This is a genomic window from Mycobacterium sp. E735 (assembly GCF_001666955.1).
GTDB lineage: Bacteria > Actinomycetota > Actinomycetes > Mycobacteriales > Mycobacteriaceae > Mycobacterium.
Genome location: NZ_LZIX01000125.1, coordinates 1 through 2596 on the forward strand (window position 1 = coordinate 1; position 2596 = coordinate 2596).

Consider the following 2596-nt stretch of genomic DNA (forward strand, 5'->3'; position numbering starts at 1 on the left):
CGCAGCGAAAACCCGGCCTGGGCAACGAAATCGGGCTCCAACTCGTCGACCGCCGCGGCGAAGGCCGGCTCGTCGGCGAGCAGCCGGCGGCCCATGCCGGCCCATTGCGACCCGCGCCCGGAGTAGACGAACACCGTGCCCGGCCCGACCGCGCCCTCGCGGCAACCCACCAGGCCGGTGGCCGGCTCACCGGCCGCCAGCGCGCGCAACCCCGCGACCGCCTGGTCCCGATCGACGGCGGCCACCGTGGCGAACGCGGCGTGCCGGGCCCGGTGATGGTTGAGGGTGTGCGCCACGCCGGCCAGCGGCAGCGTGGCGCCCGGACCGTCCAGCCAGTCGGCCAGCACCGAGGCCGTCGCGGCCACCCGCTGCGGAGTCCTGCCCGACACCACCAACGTCGACACCGCCGGCTCTGAGCCACGGCGGTCCGGAATGACTTCCGGCGCTTGCTCGATCACGACATGCGCGTTAGTCCCGCTCACGCCGAACGACGACACGCCGGCCCGGCGGGGCTGCCCGCTCTCCGGCCACTCCATGTCTTCGGTGGTGATCGTCAGCCGCGACACGTCCTCGCTGGCGTGGGGCGTGAGCTCGCGGAAGTTCAGGTTGCGCGGGATGCGACCGTTGCGGACGGCCAGCACCGTCTTCATGAACCCGGTGATGCCGGCCGCCGCCTCCAGGTGACCGAGATTGGTCTTGACCGCCCCCAGCACCAGCGGCGCGCGGCCCTCGCGGTCGGCGAAAACCTTGCTCAGGGAATCGAGTTCGATCGGGTCGCCGAGCGGCGTGCCCGTCCCGTGCGCCTCGATGTAGTCGATCTCGGCCGGGGTCAACTTGGCCGAGGTCAGCGCCTGCCGAAGCAGCGCCTGCTGCGCGGGGCCGTTGGGAACGGTGACGCCGCTGCTGGCGCCGTCCTGGTTGACGGCCGAACCGCGAACCACGGCGAGGATGCGATTGCCGTCGCGTTGCGCGTCGGACAGCCGCTTGAGCACGACCACCCCGCAGCCCTCGCTGCGCACGTAGCCGTCGGCGTCGGCGTCGAAGGTCTTGCACTGCCCCGCGGGCGACAACATGCCCCACCGTGAGCAGGCGATGCTGGTGCCGGGGCTCAGCAGCAGGTTGGTGCCGCCGACCAAGGCCGTGTCACTTTCGTTCCAGCGCAGGCTCTGGCAGGCCAGGTGAATCGCCACCAGCGACGACGAGCACGCCGTGTCGAGGACCATCGCCGGGCCGCGTGCGCCGAGCAGATACGCCATCCGGCCCGCGGCGAAGTTGGCGGAGTTGCCCGTCAGGACGTAGGCGTCGAGCTCCTCGGGTCGCATCGCCTCGGAGAGCGTGAGCATGTAGTCGTAGGCCGTCACACCGACGTACACCGAGGTCTGGGTGCCGCGGATGGTATGCGGCGGAATCCCCGCGTCTTCCAGCGCCTCCCAGGCCACCTCGAGGAACAGCCGCTGTTGTGGATCCATCGCCGCCGCCTCGCGTGGGGTGATGGAGAAAAACTCGGCGTCGAATTCGTCCGGCTGCCAAGTGGAAAGGAAGCCGCCTTCGCGGTTGCAGATGGTTCCCGGCACGGTGTGGTCGTCGGTGTACAGGGCGTCCGCGTCCCAGCGCTCGGGCGGCACCGGCACGATGCCGCTTCGCCCGTCGCGCAGCAATTCCCAGAATTGGTCCGGGTTGTCCACCCCGCCGGGCAACCGGCAGCCCATCCCGATCACCGCGATCGGCTCGGTGCCGGCCTTCTCGGCGATCTCCAGCCGGGCGCTCAGATCGTCGATCTTGTGCAGCGCCTCGGTGATGATCGCCCGGCGGTCCGGTGTCGAGGTGGTCATCGCGTTCCTCTGAGTCGTTCCGAAAGTTGTTCCAACAACTCGGCTTCGGTGAGTTCGTCGTAGACGTCGGAGGCGGGTTCGGCATCCGGTTCGGCGAGTTCGGGCAGCATCGTCGCCAAGTAGTCGGTGAGGCTGTACACGGTCGGGTAGTCGAAGATCACCGAAGCCGGCAGGAATTCACCGAGACTGTCCGACAACGCGCGCTGCAGCGTGACGCTCATCAGGGAGTCCATTCCGAGCTGGAAGAAGCCGATCGAGGGATCCAGCGACTCGCTGGGCGGTAGCCCCATCACCCCGGCCGCCAGCAACCCGACGTGGTCCAGCAGCATGTCGTGGCGGCGTTCGGGCGGGCACTTACTCAGGCCGACGCGGAATTCGCTTGCGGGCATGGCGGTTTCGCCGGGCACCGGAAGCAGGTCGTCGACGATGTGCAGCGCGCCGCGGGTGCGGTAGGCGGCCGCCAGCAGTGGCCAATCCGCTTCTACCACAATGGAATGCACGCCTGCGGCGGGGCTCATCGCCCGCGGCAGAGCGCCGATGGCGACCTCGTCGTCCATGGGCAGTAGCCCCGAACCCATGCTGACCTGGCCGAACTGGTGCTCGGCGTCGGACAGGGATTTCCACAGTCCCCAGTTGACCGTCGTCGCCGACAACCCCATCACGTGCCGCGCGTACGCCAGGGCGTCGAGGTAGCCGCTGGTGGCGGTGTAGTGGGCCAGCCACCGCGAACCGGTGAGGCCGGAGATGGAGGAGAACACCACGAA

The 2596-nt window shown here is 69.4% G+C and carries 2 protein-coding genes; both read right to left on the reverse strand.

The annotated features are described in order from the left end of the window. Positions 1-1832, reverse strand: a 1832-nt coding sequence (locus tag A5704_RS10070) for a type I polyketide synthase (RefSeq protein ID WP_156670075.1), incomplete at its 3' end; no start/stop codon positions are given. After that, positions 1829-2596, reverse strand: a 768-nt coding sequence (locus tag A5704_RS10075) for a beta-ketoacyl reductase (protein WP_156737651.1), incomplete at its 5' end; no start/stop codon positions are given. The genes A5704_RS10075 and A5704_RS10070, both read right to left, overlap by 4 nt.